The following is a 14706-nucleotide window of genomic DNA, read 5'->3' on the forward strand; positions in this document are numbered from 1 at the left end:
GTCGCATTGGTAGGGGACGACAGCGTGACCACCACCGTCTCGTTGGGCTCGTCGAGCAGATCGTCAACGATACCGGTTATGTTGATGTTCCCGGTCACCGATCCCGCCAGGATCGTTAGCGTGCCGTCGGACAGGGTATAATCCGTACCTCCTCCAGTAGCAGTACCGGTTACGGTGTAGTCCACACTTACATCCGAACCACTCGCCGCCGAAAGCGATACCGCAAGGGCAGCACTCGACACCGATTCAAGCCCGTTGGACGCAGTCGCATTGAAGGCTACTGTCTGCCCATACCCATTAAACCCAAAAAACAAAAGGGTAATGACAAATACCAAAAACTTCAGTTTATAGGAGACCAAAAAATTGGAAAGTATATTAGATAGGGTATTCATTTTCATAGCCGGTTATATCATTCTAAGATTCAAATAGGGAATGGCCTAGCCGTATCCCCAAAATAGGGAATCAATATTAAGAAAAAATACCCCATAAGCCTAAGATTAAGGGTTAAATATAAAATTATCAGATAAACGGCAAAAAACTAATGTAAAGCCATTTAAGAAAGCTCCGCAGACATGGTTTCGGCAGTAGGATGAATTTTTTTAACCAATCCCTGAAGTACCTTCCCCGGACCTACTTCCGTGAACAAGGTTGCTCCATCAGCTACCATTTGTTGTACACTTTGGGTCCACTTTACAGGAGCCGTTAATTGGGCTATTAAATTTGCTTTTATGACCTCTGGATCCTTAACCGCAGTAGTGGGTACATTTTGGTAAATGGCACAGCTTGGTGTATTAAAAACAGTGTTTTCTATGGCAGCAGCCAATTCTTCCCTTGCCGGCTCCATTAAAGGCGAGTGAAACGCTCCACCTACCGGTAAGACTAACGCTCTACGGGCACCGGCCTCCTTCAACTTTTCACAGGCGGTATTTATGGCCTCCACTTCCCCGGAGATAACCAATTGTCCAGGGCAGTTGTAATTGGCAGGGACTACAATACCGGGAACCTCTGCACATATTTTTTCCACAACGGCATCATCCAATCCCAGAACCGCCGCCATGGTGCTTGGCTGTATTTCACAAGCCTTTTGCATGGCCAAAGCCCTTTTAAACACCAATTTCAATCCATCTTCAAAATCCAAGGCTCCATTGGCTACCAATGCAGAAAATTCTCCCAAGGAATGCCCGGCCACCATATCTGGTTTAAAGCTATCACCCATAACCTTGCTCATAATTACCGAATGTAAAAAAATAGCAGGCTGGGTTACCTTGGTTTCCTTTAAGTCCTCAGCAGTACCCTCGAACATAAGGTCGGTAATGGAAAATCCTAAAATTTCATTGGCGGTCTCAAACATTTTTTGGGCCATGGGGTACTTTTCATAAAGATCCAATCCCATTCCTACAAATTGCGCTCCTTGTCCTGGAAAAATATATGCTTTCATCTGTTTATTTTTATTCTATTTATTATCTGTGCAAAAATAAGATTAATTAATCAGGTGTTTACCTCCGATTCCAGGATTTAGTGCTCATTTGAATTCGCCCACAATCCATTCAGTTTTTCGAACCTCGACAATAACACGATCAACGCTCCTATAATTTTTTGGAAATTATTCCTTGAACCAACTGGAATATTTTACATAAGCATTGGCGATACGCTCTACTTCCCCAACACTCAACTCGGTACTGATTTCCTTGATTTTTTTTGCCGGCATTCCAGCAAAAACGGTACCTGAAGGCACTCGGGTTCCCTTGGTAACCACGGCTCCTGCTGCAATAATACTATTGCTTTCCACAACACAATCGTCCATGACGATACTCCCCATTCCGATTAAAACATTATCATGAATGGTGCAGCCATGAACAATGGCATTGTGACCTATGGAAACATTGTTGCCAATATTGGTGGGAGACTTTAAATAAGTACAATGTATAACGGCTCCATCCTGCACATTTACCTTATCCCCCATTTTTATATAGTGTACATCGCCTCTTAATACTGCATTGAACCAGATACTGCATTGGTTTCCCATAACTACATCCCCAACAATCGTGGCATTCTCCGCAATATAACAATCCTCCCCTATCTGTGGCGATTTTCCATTTATGGTTTTAATCATTTCGATTTATATTTAAATTATTTGGCCAGATCTATACTGCAACCTTTCTTTTTAACTTGTTGTAGCTTCTTGGAAAACTGCCCAATTGGACAAAACTACGCTATTCAAAAAAAGACAACAAATCCTTCTTTTTGGAAGCGGAAACCATTATCTCCTTACCGTTGGAAATTACCACGCTGCCTCCCTTGCCCTTTTTATACCTAACAATCTCATTTACATTTACCAGATACGATTTATGGACCCTGGCAAAAGTATAACCGGACAAGGCTTCCTCAAAATATTTAAGTGTTTTACTGACCAGAATTTTTTGTTTCTCCAAATGCAATTCCGTGTAATTGTCATCTGCCCTGCAATATAAAATATCCCCTACATTCAATACCTGAAAGCCATCTTGTTGCGGCAGGGTAATCTTTCCATCCACCTTATTAAATTTTGGGGTAAGAACCCTATCTTCTATCACCCTTTCCTTCTCCCTAATTTCCGAGACATAATCTACTGCCTTGATAAGTTCATCTATGCTAATGGGCTTCATTAAATAATAGGCAGCATGGGCATTTAGTGCATCTACGGCGTACTGATTATAGGCAGTGACAAAAACGGTCTCAAAATTACGATCGGGGAGCTGGTCCAACAAGTCAAATGCATTGCCAAAAGGCATTTCCACATCTAAGAACACCACATCCAAATCCTTACTATTGATCAGGGCAAGCCCTTCCTTAATGGTTGCCGCTTCGCCAACCAAATTAACCGTGGGACAATATTTGGCCAAATAATTACGTAGAATTTCCCTGCTATTGGCCTCGTCTTCTACAATTAGGGCGTTTAATTTCATTTTCAAATTTTGTGTTTCTTGCTTCTCCTTAGTCCACTTTGACTCACTAATCTCAACATTTATATTTTTATTAGTCCCTCTTAATGGTAAACAGCACCTTGGTGCCCGTACCATTTGTTTCCAGGTCGGAAATATAAACATCTACCTTATCCTTATACATATCGTTCAATATCTCTATTCTTTTTTTGATATTGCCCATGCCCTTGGATTTTTGTTTTTTCTGATTCTGGGTCTTTAAGGCTGCCGATTTCTTTCTGCCTATACCATTATCGATTATGGAAATCTCCAAGGCGCGCTTGTCTTTTTGCCTGAGCTCAATCTTTAGAAAACCCTTGTCTTCCCTGTAGCGCAAACCGTGCCAGATGGCATTTTCAATATAAGGTTGCAACAGCATGGGCGGTATTTGAAAAGCATCAATTTCAATACCTTCATCTACTATGATTTCATAGTCGAATTTATCCGAAAAGCGGGAATGCTCCAACTTGGTATACAGTTCCAACAATTCCAACTCCTTGGAAAGCGGAATAAAATCCTCGTCGGAATTTTCCAAAACGGCCCTCATCAAGGTGGAAAAATCGCTCAAATACCTATTTGCACTTCTTTCGTCGCTTTTGGCAATAAAATTATTTACCGAATTCAAGGCATTGAATATAAAATGTGGATTCATTTGAGACCTCAGGGATTTCAAGGCCAACAAATTATTGGCCAACTTTTGCTGCTTATTGCTCCTGTAAAAAAAGTAGACTACCAACCCCATCAACATCATTCCAAAAATCAGGGAATAAATGATCCAATTTTGTCGTTTTATACTTTCTGCCACCAATTGCTGCTCGGTAAGCGCCAGACTGTATTTACTCTGGGTAAGCTCCCGCTCCTTTTCAAGTCCGGATATTCTACTTTGTTTGGAAGCAAGCTCCCTATTAAATTGGGCAGCTCTGGCAATCTCCTGTTCTTTTCTAACATATAGGGTATCTACAACGGCTACATACTCTTGATAGGTCTCCAGGGCTTTGGTATAATCGCCCTTGTACTTATAAACTTCGGATAATTTACGGGTGGCGTCTTTACGGACCAACAAATCATCGTCAACATCGGCATCCTTTATACTCTCCTCCAAATAGGGTATGGCTTCATCATATTTATCCTGGGCTATATAAGCATTCGCAATTTTATAATTTATTCTTTGGGCCGATATGGAATCGTTTTCTATGGATAATCCACCCGCAACCTCATTTTTAGGAATCTTTTTTAAATCCTCCAAACTCTTTTTGCGCAATTGTATTTCCTGCCCATATTGACTTTTTTGATTGTAAAAATCGGCCACTTTCTCTTTCTCCTGGACTGCCCGTTGTGGCGCTTGTCCTGAGGAAAGCTCCAATGAATTATTAAAATAGGCATTGGCTTCCTGAAGTCGGTTTCCCTTGGCGTAGGCAGTGGCTATTTTTGAATTTAGGTCGATGGTTTTCGGGGCAATCTGATTCTTATCGGCTATTTTGAGCCCCTCGCCATAGAAAGCCACAGCATTATCCACGTCTCCCAATCCAACATAGGCATCTCCTAGGGTCTCGTAAAGCTCCACCCTTTGAAATGGAACCATATTGGTCATTTTGACAAATGGCGACAGCAACTTCTCCGCTTCCCCGTACTCTTTGTTCAGGACATAGGTTTTGCCAAGTAGCAAGGATGTTCTTAGTGTCTTATTGGCATTAAATGCATCCTTGTAGCTGGAGATGGCCAAATCGTATTGCTTGTGATATTGATATACCTCCCCTAGGGTGGAATATGCTACTGCCAATTGTTCCTTATTGTTGCCAATCCCCAACTGGGAAAGCGATTGGGTTATAAAATCGATACTTTTCCGTATATCTTTCTTTTTATAGAAATTGGCCGAATCTATATAACTATGATACAAGGAGGTAGATCTTTCCCCCTTGCTACTTCTACTTGACCCTATATTATCCTGGTTGGTAGTCCCTACTACCATCTCCAAATAATCATTACTTGTAACCCTATGCCGAACGGTTTCCATTTTGGGACTCTCAAAGACTAGTTCCTGCCCCATGCCAACCTTGATCTTAAATTCCCCTTTAGCATTTGTTAGTGTATACTCTCCATTATTGGCAGACACAGCCACTCCGGACAGGCCTTGTTTACTTTCCTTTTCCTTGACCACCCCCTGTAATTCAAAATTAGACCCGGTCTGCGATATTTGGGAATACCCTTTTACCGAACCCAGCACCAATAATACACATATGTAAAAAAATTTGGCCATGCCCCTTGAATATATATGTTAAACTTAATTGATTTAAACCACACTAAAAAACACCTAATTCCTTTAAATAGCCCCGTTTTTAAACATTAAAGAAGCTTAACGCATCCAAAACACCCGTTGCCTCATTCAAAATGGCCGTTTACTCATTACTCATTTTTTAAGAAATATGTTGCCCCTACTTTTAACCCATGACATCAACGATTTATATCCAAACATATAAACTTTGATAGCTAACAATTAATTAAACATAGTGGTTAGCCAGAATTATACAACCACTAAAAGCGAAAAGAAATCAATGTTCAACTAAAATAAAGTAACTATGAAAAATGTAAAGCAAATATTAGTTTTAGGGGCAATTGCCCTAGGAATGGGCCAAAGTTTTGGTAACGACCTTAACGGGCATACTTTAAAAGACCCTAATATCACCAAAGTAACCGCGGAAAACTCCAAGCCGGCCAATAATATGGTTAAGATTGCACTTTTGCTGGATACCAGTAATAGTATGGACGGACTAATAAATCAGGCGAAAGCACAATTATGGGATATTGTGAACAAATTCACACATGCCAAGTGTGGCACGGATGGTAGGCCCCAGCTGCAAATTGCCCTTTACCAATATGGAAACGATAATTTATCCTCCAGGGAGGGTTATATTCAGCAGGTTTTGGGCTTCAGCAGTGATCTGGATGAAATTTCGGAAAAACTATTCTCCCTGTCCACCAATGGAGGGGAAGAATATTGTGGACAAGTAATACAAACTTCCTTGAGTCAATTGGACTGGGGAAAAAATCCGGATAATCTAAAAATGATCTTTATTGCCGGCAATGAACCCTTTACCCAAGGAAAATTAAATTATAAGGATGCAGTGGCCAACGCCAAGGAAAAAGACGTTATAGTAAATACCATTTTTTGTGGTGCCTACGAGCAAGGCATCAATACGGGATGGAAAAATGGGGCCCAACTAACTGGAGGAGAATATATGGCCATAGACCACAACCGTGAAGTGGTACATATAGCCACCCCTTACGATGATGTAATCATAAGGTTAAACTCCAAATTGAACAAAACCTATATTTCCTACGGAGCTTTGGGCGCAGCAAAAATTCAACAGCAAAGTGCCCAGGACAGCAATGCCATGGAAATGGAAGAGGCCGTTGCGGTGAAACGGGCGGTAAGCAAGTCGTCCCGACTTTACACCAACTCCTCATGGGACTTAGTAGATGCCTCCAAAGCTGAAGATTTTAACATAGACAACATTAAAAGGGAGGAATTGCCCATGGAATTAAAAGGGAAATCCAAAACTGAAATTGCATCATATATTGAAGGCAAGAAAAAGGAACGCAGCGATATCCAAAAAGAAATACAAGACCTCAACAGCAAAAGGGAAGCCTATATAGCCTCTCAGAAAAAGGATAATGAAAAGGGTGAGTTGGAGAATGCCATGCTAACCGCCATTCAAAAACAGGCGGCCAAAAAGAATTATAGCTGGGAGTAAGCCACTTAGGCGAAAAAGTCCTGTACAGACCTTACCTAAAGCCGTAAAAATTGTAAGACGTAAAGCAAATGTTCAATGGATATAGCAAATCTATTGAACATTTAATTTTTGTACATTCAAGTACTAATTATCAATAAAAAGAAAATTATATCCACTGCGAAACGCAGCTTAGGAACTAGTAATTAACTGCTGGACACTTACAATCGTATCTTTTCTCGGACTGTCCAAAATCGTACCCTAGGGTTATTTGATGAAATCCACCGTTGTCAAATCTAACATCCCCCATTTGGTAGGAATAGTTATAGGAGACCAGAAAATTCTTGTAGTTAACCCCTACAATAGGAGTAAAAAGCTGTAAACGCTGTTCTCCGAAATCGCTGGCAGTTTGGTATTGGGCGCCATCAAAACTTCGTCTATACGAAATACCACCCCAAACCGTTCCAAAATCCACGCTTTTATAGACTTTGGCGTTGATATCGATAGCTTTTTCCTGAGTAAACTCCGTAAACTGAAATAGTACGGAAGGTTCTACCTGCCATTCGCTCTTTCCGAACACATAACCGGATGATATGAGATATTTCCGCAAGTTATTGGACTCTATGGCCGAATACAGATCCCTACCCCGTCCCATTAAATTGTGAACGGCCGCATGGGCATAGAATTCCATGAAATTATAGGACATGCCCAAATCCATATTAAAATAGCCAACACTATTCCTTGAACCTGTAACTATCGGGTCCGGAATTACTGAAACAAACTCGGATTCGTCCAAATTACTTTGCTGAATGCCCGCACTAAGTCCAAAGGAGAGTTGATTTAGGCTTCTAAAATCCCCGCCCAATCTTAAATGATGTGCATAGGTAAGTTTAAATCCCGTTTGGGAATGATAACCGTTGGCGTCATTAAAAACGGTTGCACCAAAGCCACTACTACTTTCACCAACCCTAAAATGTGCGTTTAAGGTCTGCATATTGGGGGCCTCATCCACACTAAACCATTGTTTTCTAATTGTTGCCCTAATTTTCCCGCCTTCACCTATACCGGCCATAGATGGGTATACCAAATAGTAGTTATCCGCTAAATAATCGAAATAGACAGGAACGCCTTCTTGAGCAATGGACTGATAGCCAATCGCAAAAAACGAAAGTAAAATCAATAAATGTTGTTTCATTTAAGATGAGGGGTGCGTTAATAACATCGTCCAAATATAAAATATAACGGTTGAAATACTACATTATTATATATGCCATAACTTAGAAAAACCTTCGTACTTTTGTGAAAAATATTTAAATGGAGGAGTTTATAATTACCGTGGTGCCCACGAAGAATCCGGCGATACTGAAATTTGAAACTAATCATTTCATAACAAAGAACAATAATTACGAATTCAAAAACATAGACGAAGCTAAAATTTCGCCTTTGGCCCAGCAGTTATTTTATCTGCCGTTTATAAAAACGGTGTATATCTCGGGTAACTTTATTGGATTGGAACGTTATGACATTGTGGAATGGGACGATGTTAAGGATAGTGTGGCGCAACAGTTGGTAGATTATCTTAACGCTGGCGAGCCTGTTGTTAAGGAGGATGAAAATCAAAAGAAGGTGGCGGTAACGGTTTATGCCGAAGTGACACCCAATCCGTCCGTGATGAAATTTGTGACCAATAAAAGAATTGTACCAACAACTTTTGAGTTCAAGAACATAGATGAGGCCAAAGATTCAGAATTGGCCAAACAATTATTTATGCTGCCTTTCGTAAAAGAAGTGTTTTTTGATGTAAACTATGTTTCCATAAACAAGTACGATGTAGCGGAATGGGACGATATTACTTTGGAACTTCGTGAGAAAATCAGGGATTTTATTGCTGATGGCAAGGAAGTGGTTTCGGCCAAGAGTCTTCAAAAACAAAAAACAACGGCCCCGGAAGCCCAATTGGAGGATGCCAATTTAGACGATATATCCAAGCAGATCATTGATATTTTGGAAGAGTATGTAAAACCAGCCGTAGCTAGTGATGGTGGCAATATTCTTTTTAAATCCTACGAAGGGGACACAAAAACGGTCAACGTTATTTTGCAGGGGGCCTGTAGTGGCTGCCCCTCATCCACCTATACCTTAAAAAATGGAATTGAAACGATGCTCAAAAATATGATGGGCGATATGGTAAATGAAGTGGTAGCCTTAAACGGTTGATTTTCAATAACAATAGCACCCTTTCTAGCTTTTATTTGTTAACTTTAAGAGAATCTAAAACTATATATTATGGCTATCTTAAAAGTTATCGAAGTACTGGCAAATTCCAACAAAGGGTGGGAGGATGCTGCTAAAAACGCTGTGGAACAAGCTTCCAAAACCGTTAAGAATATTCGTTCCGTGTATATCAAAGAACAAAGCGCAACGGTTAAGGACGGAAAACTAATCGATTATCGCGTAAATGTTAAGATCACTTTTGAAGTGAATTAATATTATTCGCATTTCAATCAATAAGCGCCGATAAAAGGCGCTTTTTTTGTAGTATATTTTTCTAACCCCATCAAAACTGTAGACTCCAACAGTATTTGTCAGCAAGATTAACAATTGTTTAGTGTTTGGAATTTGACAAGGAAATGGATTTTTTATTGTTTTGCAAAAAATTAAAATTACATGAATATATTGAACGACTACGAGGACAACATTACTAAAGCCCAGGAATGGGCATGGGAAATTTTGCCCGGATTGGTCACCTCCCTGGTTACAGCCGCACTTATTTTTGTAGTAGGCCTTTGGATTATAAGGTTAATCAACAGAATGGTCAAGAAATTTTTTAGGAAGGCCGAATACGACCCTTCCTTAGAATCGTTCATGATGAGTTTTATCAGTATCGGCCTTAAAATAATGCTATTTGTACTGGTAATCACCCAACTAGGGGTGCAATCCTCCTCTTTGGTAGCCATTATTGGTGCCGCCGGTCTGGCCATTGGCTTGGCCCTACAGGGTTCCTTGGCCAATTTTGCAGGTGGAGTACTTATCTTGGTATTTAAACCATTTAAGGTAGGTGATTTTATCTCGGCCCAAGGTGTAGATGGCACGGTTAAGGAAATTACCATTTTTACAACAAAAATAAGCACCTTTGGAAATCAGATCGCTATTGTTCCCAATGGCCAATTATCCAACAATAACATTATTAACTACAATGCCCAAAATACCCGTAGGGATAAAATAGCCGTAGGTATAGGATACAATTCCAATATTAAGCAGGCAAAGGATATATTGTTACAGATATGTGCCGAGAATGAGAACATTCTTAAGGATCCGGCCCCAGAAGTATACGTGGCCGAATTGGGAGATAGCTCCGTAAATCTTTCCTTGCGCTTTTGGGCCAAAAACGAAGTTTTCTGGGCGGCCCACTTCCATGTTATGGAAGAGCTAAAGAATAGGTTTGACGCCGCAGGAATAGAAATTCCATTCCCACAAAGGGTTATCCATCAACCCCAAGCCTAAGATTTTTTGGTGGGCAACATAAAGTCCTTTAAGTAATATGGTTCAAAGTAAGCGACATTCTCAAAATCGTTTGCTTTGAACTTTTTGTAGGACAATTCTCCCATCTCCTTAGCTGTAGGCAATGCCGTAAGGAAACTAAAATTTGGATGATCCAGCAGTTCCTGGCATTTTTCAGCGCCATCCCCAATTAGCAAAACGCTGCCTTTTTGTGCATACTCCTGGAAGCTATCCTTGTTTATAATTTCTGCCTTGGTCTCCCTAAAACGATTCCCCTGCGCGTCAAAAATTGCCGAGTATACTTCCATTCTCCTAGCGTCCAAAACCGGAATTATAAAATCGTAGTTTTTTTCATGTCCCTGCATTGCCAAACTTTCCAATGTGGAAACAGATATCAGCGGGAGATCTAAGGAAAAACAAAGTCCCTTGGCTGCCGAAACCCCTATACGCAGACCGGTATAGGACCCTGGGCCCTTACTCACGGCCACAGCGGATATGTCCTTAAAAGTTAAGGAAGCCCCTTTCAAAGCTTCCTCTATAAAAATGTGCAACTGTTCCGAATGCGAATAGTTTGGACTATTATCTTCCCTTAAGGAAATTATTTCCCCATTCCTTGCAATACTCACGGAACAATTCGTGGTTGCGGTCTCTAAATTTAATATCATAGTCATAATAGACCGCAAATATAGCTTAATCCAATGTTATAGGTAAACCAAAGTAAAATTCCAGAACCTTTAATCTAAATATATAGTCATATTTTGTTCTTATTAATTCGGCCTCCGCGTTATCTACCCTGGATTGTGACTGACTAAAATCGAAGGCATTCATTAGGCCAACATCGAATCTTTCTTTGGAATAATTATAGGCCAACCGGCGTGCATCCAAGGTTTTTTGGGCAGCTTCATAGGCTTTGGAAAAACTCTTAACATCTACATAGGCCTGATTGATATTGGATTCCAAATCCAATTTATCCTGTTCCAACTGCAAACGTGACCTGTCTACCCCAATTTTGGCCCTTTTAATATTATTATTAACGCTAAACCCATTAAACACCGGAATATTCAACTGCAGGCCGTAGGCAATACCATCTGTTAAATACAACTGGTCTGTAAAAGCGATCCTATCAAAGGTTAAAGGATCCCTAAACTCACTTGAATAACGTGTACCATAATTAAAGAAAGCCCCTAAAGTTGGGTAAACCGCCCCTTTGGCAATTTGCAAGTCCTTTTGTGCCAACTCCACGTTGGACATGGAGAATTTAATATCATTCCTAAAAGTAAGGGCCTTGTCGAAAATAGTTTTGGGAGAATTGTCCAATATGTTGGAGGGAGGAATATCGAATTCCTCATCGGCAATATCAAAATTTTCGTAGTCCCTGATTTGAAGGAGTTGTGCCAAGCTTATCCTGGAGATCAACACTTGATTCTCTCCATTTACAATTTGCTGCTCCTGATTGGCCGCAGTAGCCTCTATTTCCAATAAATCGCCACTAGGAACTACCCCAGCTTCCACCAATTCCTTGGTCCTTACCAGATCCTGTTCCGTTACGGCATATTGTGCCCTAAAAACCTTAAGCGACTCCTTATTGGACAAAACCTGTAGATAGGCATTGGCCACCGCAAGCATAATATCGTCCTTTAAGTCATCCAATCTATACTGATTTGCCAAGGCGTTCAATTTTGCCCTGTTCAACCTATGGATATTCCTGAGTCCGTCAAATAAATTTACCGAGGAACTGAAGCCCCCTGATGCCGTTGTTACGGTACCCGTAACCTGTTGGTTCCTGGATTGATCCAGAACGAGCCCCGAATTACCTGAGAGACTGGCATTTGCATTAAAATTGGGCAACATATCACCTATGGCATCGGACTTATCTATTTTGGCATTTTCAAGATCGAGTTCAAACTGCTCTATGGTCAAGTTGTTCTCCACGGCATAATAGACACATTCTTCCAAGGTCCATTTTTTTTCTTGGGCAGAAAGCAGGCCACAACAGAAAATAAACAACCCTATAATTATTCTAATTCTCATGTTTTGATTGTTTTTTGATTGATTTTTTGATTGATATTCCCCTTAATTTTCTTCCCCTTCTTCACCATCCTCTTCGGTACCTTTCTTGATAGGTTCAGTTTTATTCCAAACCTTCACCCTATCATCTTCGGTAATGCCCGAAACTATTTCCACATTTACCCCATCCGAAATTCCTATCTCTACATTCTTTCTTTCAAACTTTTGCTCTTCCAGAGTACCTACGGCAACTTCAACAAAAGGTTTATCCGTTATTTTGTCAAATTGCAAAAGTGCCTCTGGTATCACCATTACGCTATCTTTCTTTTCCAGCACCAGGGAGGCATTGGCACTATATCCCGCACGGATCAAAAAGTCGTCCTCCACGGTTACATCGCCCTCTATCTTAAACTGTACGGCTCCGGATTCCTCCACACCCTTAGGGGCAATAAACCTAAGCTTGGCATCAAACTTTTTGTCGTTAATGGCACCCAAACTAATCTCTAGGGGCATTCCCAACTCCAATTTTCCTACCTCGCCCTCATCCACTTTCCCTTCAAAAATCATGATGCTCAAATCGGCTATTGTGGCTATAGTGGTACCATCATTAAAATTGTTACTCTGAATTACCTGATCTCCTTCCTTAACGGGAATCTCAAGGACGGTCCCGGAAACAGTGGCCCGAATATTAGTATTGGCAGTGGCACTGCCACCAGCCGACCCATCACGGATAATCTGGTAATCCGACCTTGCATTGTCTAGCTCCAATTTTGCCTGATCATATCGCAACTGTTGTGTATTAAAATCCTGGGAAGAGATAACTCCCTTATCAAATATGGCTTTGTTCCGGTCATATTCAACCTTGGTATTGTTCAATGCTATTTCTGCATTTTTTACCCGACCCCTTGCCTGGTTCAAGGATTGTTCATTGGGAACCACCTTGATTTTTGCAATTAGATCGCCGGCATTTACCTTGACCCCCTCTTGCAAAAAGATTTCATCTATAATTCCCGAAATCTGAGGTTTTATCTCAACCTCATCTTCCGGCACTACCTTTCCCGTTGCCACAGATTTCTTCTGAATATTGGCTATAAATGGATTTTTTGTCTCGTAGGTAATGGCCGATTTGCTATTGGACTTTATAAAAAAGGCAGCCGCCCAAAGAGCTCCCAGAACCAAAATCCCTATTAGCACATATTTTACAATCTTGTTCATTTTACTTAATATTTGTTAGTATTGGTTTGTTTTATTCTTCTCTTAATGCATCTATAGGTTTTATACTTACGGCACGTTGGGCGGGTATCAACCCTATCAAAGTACCTAGGACCACCATTATTGCCAAGGCGCCCAAAACATAGGGAATGGGCACAGTTGGATTGGAATAGGGGAAATCAATGTCCTTGGTCAACTTATTGATCAGACTCAGTACCCCGGCCCCAAGAATTATTCCCATAATTCCGGCAAGCATGGTTAGAAACACCGATTCTAGGATAATAAGCGACCTCACTTCCTTGGGCGTGGCGCCCAAGGCCCGCCTTACTCCCAATTCTTTGGTTCTTTCCTTGACCGAGATCAACAAAATATTCCCGATACCTATAACCCCCGCTAAAATAGTGGCAATTCCGACCACCAAGGACATAAAGGTCAGACCCTTGGCAAAGCCAACAATTCTATTGAATATTTCCCCTAGGTTAAACGAACCAATGGCACGCTCATCCCTGGGGTTTACGTTGTGAATACTCTTAAGCACCGCCTTTACGTTTTCCTCCACCTTTATTACATCGGCATCATCATAGGCTGCGATAGCGAACCATCCCACATTTTCACCTGTATTGTATAATTTTTTGAAGGTCGTAAAGGGTATATAAATATCTGAATCACTTTCAAATCCACCTCCCGGCGTATACTTGTGCACTCCAACCACCTGGAAAAACACATTGTCTATTCTAACATATCCCCCAATAGGATTCTCATCACTTTCAAACAACTCCTTTTGGGTGCGCTCCCCAATGACACAGACTTTTCTGGCACCCTCTATGTCCTCATCATTTATAAATCTGCCTCCGTCATAAATTTTCTTAGTAGCGATTTTTGTAGAAATGGGGTAATCGCCATAAACCGCATAATTCCCGGACTTACCGCTTCTGATAGTCTGGGCCGGGCTACCCCCAAAAATACCCTTTACATTTCTTGGAGCAATATATTGAATCTCGGGGATCCTATTTTTCAACAAGACCCCATCACTTAACTTAAGCTGTAACTGTCTTCCTGTTTTAAACCCTTTATAGGGCATGCTGGTGCTCTGTGCCCAAGTGAACATACTGTTCATGGCCACATTTTGAAACTGTTTTTCAAACCCATTGTCCAAGCCTTTGGCGGCCCCAGACAATACGATATAAATCAAAATGCCCCATAATACTCCAATGACGGTAATAATGGTCCTGGTCCTATTCTTACCAATAGAACCAAAAATCTCCTGCCATGTATTGCTGTCAAATAAAAATCGCATA

The 14706-nt window shown here is 40.9% G+C and carries 14 protein-coding genes; 4 read left to right on the forward strand and 10 right to left on the reverse strand.

Features of this window, described 5'->3' with window-relative positions:
- The 5 genes from BUA60_RS14145 to BUA60_RS14165 all read right to left on the reverse strand — a co-directional run.
- Nucleotides 1-392, reverse strand: a 392-nt coding sequence (locus tag BUA60_RS14145; RefSeq protein WP_178347003.1) for a Calx-beta domain-containing protein, incomplete at its 3' end; no start/stop codon positions are given.
- A 161-nt stretch (nucleotides 393-553) separates the two neighbouring features.
- Nucleotides 554-1438 (reverse strand): ACP S-malonyltransferase, encoded by an 885-nt coding sequence (gene fabD, locus BUA60_RS14150; RefSeq protein ID WP_072862767.1) that lies wholly within the window; start codon nucleotides 1436-1438, stop codon nucleotides 554-556.
- A 165-nt stretch (nucleotides 1439-1603) separates the two neighbouring features.
- On the reverse strand, nucleotides 1604-2113 hold the full coding sequence (locus tag BUA60_RS14155) for a gamma carbonic anhydrase family protein (protein ID WP_072862769.1): 510 nt from the start codon (nucleotides 2111-2113) through the stop codon (nucleotides 1604-1606).
- 100 nt (nucleotides 2114-2213) lie between these two features.
- Nucleotides 2214-2945 carry a LytR/AlgR family response regulator transcription factor gene (locus tag BUA60_RS14160; RefSeq protein ID WP_072862771.1) on the reverse strand — a complete coding sequence of 244 codons (732 nt, stop codon included), beginning with the start codon at nucleotides 2943-2945 and terminating at the stop codon, nucleotides 2214-2216.
- Between the two features lie 70 nt (nucleotides 2946-3015).
- Nucleotides 3016-5217 carry a tetratricopeptide repeat-containing sensor histidine kinase gene (locus BUA60_RS14165; RefSeq protein ID WP_072862773.1) on the reverse strand — a complete coding sequence of 734 codons (2202 nt, stop codon included), beginning with the start codon at nucleotides 5215-5217 and terminating at the stop codon, nucleotides 3016-3018.
- A gap of 319 nt (nucleotides 5218-5536) precedes the next feature.
- On the opposite strand from BUA60_RS14165, the gene BUA60_RS14170 reads away from it, so the two are divergent.
- Nucleotides 5537-6712 carry a vWA domain-containing protein gene (locus tag BUA60_RS14170; RefSeq protein WP_072862775.1) on the forward strand — a complete coding sequence of 392 codons (1176 nt, stop codon included), beginning with the start codon at nucleotides 5537-5539 and terminating at the stop codon, nucleotides 6710-6712.
- A gap of 175 nt (nucleotides 6713-6887) precedes the next feature.
- Here the strand turns inward: BUA60_RS14170 and BUA60_RS14175 are convergent, their stop codons facing one another.
- The gene (locus BUA60_RS14175) at nucleotides 6888-7883 is read right to left on the reverse strand and encodes a PorP/SprF family type IX secretion system membrane protein (protein ID WP_072862777.1); all 996 of its coding nucleotides are present in this window, start codon (nucleotides 7881-7883) and stop codon (nucleotides 6888-6890) included.
- 119 nt (nucleotides 7884-8002) lie between these two features.
- On the opposite strand from BUA60_RS14175, the gene BUA60_RS14180 reads away from it, so the two are divergent.
- From BUA60_RS14180 to BUA60_RS14190, 3 genes are all read left to right on the forward strand, one after another.
- Nucleotides 8003-8905, forward strand: coding sequence for a NifU family protein (locus BUA60_RS14180; RefSeq protein ID WP_072862779.1), 903 nt, complete (start codon nucleotides 8003-8005; stop codon nucleotides 8903-8905).
- A 69-nt stretch (nucleotides 8906-8974) separates the two neighbouring features.
- Nucleotides 8975-9175, forward strand: a complete 201-nt coding sequence (locus BUA60_RS14185; RefSeq protein WP_072862781.1) for a dodecin family protein — start codon at nucleotides 8975-8977, stop codon at nucleotides 9173-9175.
- A 180-nt stretch (nucleotides 9176-9355) separates the two neighbouring features.
- Complete coding sequence (locus BUA60_RS14190) at nucleotides 9356-10192, forward strand: mechanosensitive ion channel family protein (RefSeq protein WP_072862783.1); 837 nt, start codon at nucleotides 9356-9358, stop codon at nucleotides 10190-10192.
- Here BUA60_RS14190 and tsaB read toward each other — a convergent pair.
- Genes tsaB through BUA60_RS14210 form a run of 4 tightly spaced genes read right to left on the reverse strand, consistent with a single transcriptional unit; the run spans nucleotide 10189 to nucleotide 14705 of the window.
- Nucleotides 10189-10860 (reverse strand): tRNA (adenosine(37)-N6)-threonylcarbamoyltransferase complex dimerization subunit type 1 TsaB, encoded by a 672-nt coding sequence (gene tsaB, locus BUA60_RS14195; protein WP_072862785.1) that lies wholly within the window; start codon nucleotides 10858-10860, stop codon nucleotides 10189-10191. The genes BUA60_RS14190 and tsaB overlap by 4 nt on opposite strands.
- Nucleotides 10861-10879: 19 nt before the next feature.
- Nucleotides 10880-12220 (reverse strand): TolC family protein, encoded by a 1341-nt coding sequence (locus BUA60_RS14200; protein WP_072862787.1) that lies wholly within the window; start codon nucleotides 12218-12220, stop codon nucleotides 10880-10882.
- Nucleotides 12221-12262: 42 nt separating this feature from the next.
- Nucleotides 12263-13411 carry an efflux RND transporter periplasmic adaptor subunit gene (locus BUA60_RS14205; RefSeq protein WP_072862789.1) on the reverse strand — a complete coding sequence of 383 codons (1149 nt, stop codon included), beginning with the start codon at nucleotides 13409-13411 and terminating at the stop codon, nucleotides 12263-12265.
- Nucleotides 13412-13442: 31 nt separating this feature from the next.
- Nucleotides 13443-14705, reverse strand: a complete 1263-nt coding sequence (locus BUA60_RS14210; protein WP_072862791.1) for an ABC transporter permease — start codon at nucleotides 14703-14705, stop codon at nucleotides 13443-13445.
- Between the last annotated feature and the right edge of the window lies 1 nt (nucleotide 14706).

The organism is Arenibacter palladensis (assembly GCF_900129275.1).
GTDB lineage: Bacteria > Bacteroidota > Bacteroidia > Flavobacteriales > Flavobacteriaceae > Arenibacter > Arenibacter palladensis.

What these genes read in the sequence shown, in the direction of transcription:
- fabD (WP_072862767.1), bottom strand. Translation starts at nt 1,438, where the DNA reads ATGAAAGCATATATTTTTCCAGGACAAGGAGCGCAATTTGTAGGAATG.
- BUA60_RS14155 (WP_072862769.1), bottom strand. Translation starts at nt 2,113, where the DNA reads ATGATTAAAACCATAAATGGAAAATCGCCACAGATAGGGGAGGATTGT.
- BUA60_RS14160 (WP_072862771.1), bottom strand. Translation starts at nt 2,945, where the DNA reads ATGAAATTAAACGCCCTAATTGTAGAAGACGAGGCCAATAGCAGGGAA.
- BUA60_RS14165 (WP_072862773.1), bottom strand. Translation starts at nt 5,217, where the DNA reads ATGGCCAAATTTTTTTACATATGTGTATTATTGGTGCTGGGTTCGGTA.
- BUA60_RS14170 (WP_072862775.1), top strand. Translation starts at nt 5,537, where the DNA reads ATGAAAAATGTAAAGCAAATATTAGTTTTAGGGGCAATTGCCCTAGGA.
- BUA60_RS14175 (WP_072862777.1), bottom strand. Translation starts at nt 7,883, where the DNA reads ATGAAACAACATTTATTGATTTTACTTTCGTTTTTTGCGATTGGCTAT.
- BUA60_RS14180 (WP_072862779.1), top strand. Translation starts at nt 8,003, where the DNA reads ATGGAGGAGTTTATAATTACCGTGGTGCCCACGAAGAATCCGGCGATA.
- BUA60_RS14185 (WP_072862781.1), top strand. Translation starts at nt 8,975, where the DNA reads ATGGCTATCTTAAAAGTTATCGAAGTACTGGCAAATTCCAACAAAGGG.
- BUA60_RS14190 (WP_072862783.1), top strand. Translation starts at nt 9,356, where the DNA reads ATGAATATATTGAACGACTACGAGGACAACATTACTAAAGCCCAGGAA.
- tsaB (WP_072862785.1), bottom strand. Translation starts at nt 10,860, where the DNA reads ATGACTATGATATTAAATTTAGAGACCGCAACCACGAATTGTTCCGTG.
- BUA60_RS14200 (WP_072862787.1), bottom strand. Translation starts at nt 12,220, where the DNA reads ATGAGAATTAGAATAATTATAGGGTTGTTTATTTTCTGTTGTGGCCTG.
- BUA60_RS14205 (WP_072862789.1), bottom strand. Translation starts at nt 13,411, where the DNA reads ATGAACAAGATTGTAAAATATGTGCTAATAGGGATTTTGGTTCTGGGA.
- BUA60_RS14210 (WP_072862791.1), bottom strand. Translation starts at nt 14,705, where the DNA reads ATGCGATTTTTATTTGACAGCAATACATGGCAGGAGATTTTTGGTTCT.